Genomic DNA, 690 nt, shown 5'->3' with positions numbered 1-690 from the left:
AGCAAATTGCACTAAGAATTTGGTGTGATGATAAAGGTAGAAAAAAAGTGGCCTATCATCCATTATGTCATATGGAAATTCATGAACAGGATGGGCTAAAAAAATTGCATCATATTGAACCTGTCCTATTAGCAGACAAAGACAGCGTTATTCGATTGGAAGATGTAGTGAACATGGAATCAGACGTTGCTTGCATATTACTTGAGTTGCCGCAACGTGAGATTGGTGGGCAGTTACCAGATTATCAGACCCTCGAACGTATTTCTGCATACTGCCGGAATAATGGCATTAAGATTCATTTAGATGGAGCCAGACTTTTCGAGATCTTACCTTATTATCAAAAGTCAGCTGCCGAAGTATGTGAGCTGTTTGATAGTGTTTATATTTCTATTTACAAAGGAATTGGTGGAATTGCAGGGGCAATTTTGGCCGGTGAAAAGGACTTTACAGAGAAATCAAAAGTATGGAAAAGGCGTCATGGCGGGGATCTGATTAGCTTTTATCCGTACATAGTCAGTGCTGATTATTATTTTGACCAGCATGCAGATAAAATGAATCAGTACTATGAAGAAGCGAAAGAACTTGCTGCATTTTTTAATGAATGTGGTTCTGTTTCGACAAAGCCAAATATTCCAGTCTCGAATATGTTTCATGTCCATTTTGATATGGCGAAAGAAGATGTTGTACCAG

The 690-nt window shown here is 38.4% G+C and carries 1 protein-coding gene; it reads left to right on the top strand.

Annotated features, from left to right (window positions below; genetic code table 11):
• Positions 1-690: threonine aldolase family protein (locus AC3G7N_RS21200; protein WP_489424122.1), on the top strand; the 690-nt coding region annotated here is incomplete at both ends.

This window comes from Virgibacillus carmonensis (assembly GCF_057836705.1).
Note: the sequence above shows the minus strand (reverse complement) of the source record. Positions and strands in the feature narration are given on the sequence as shown.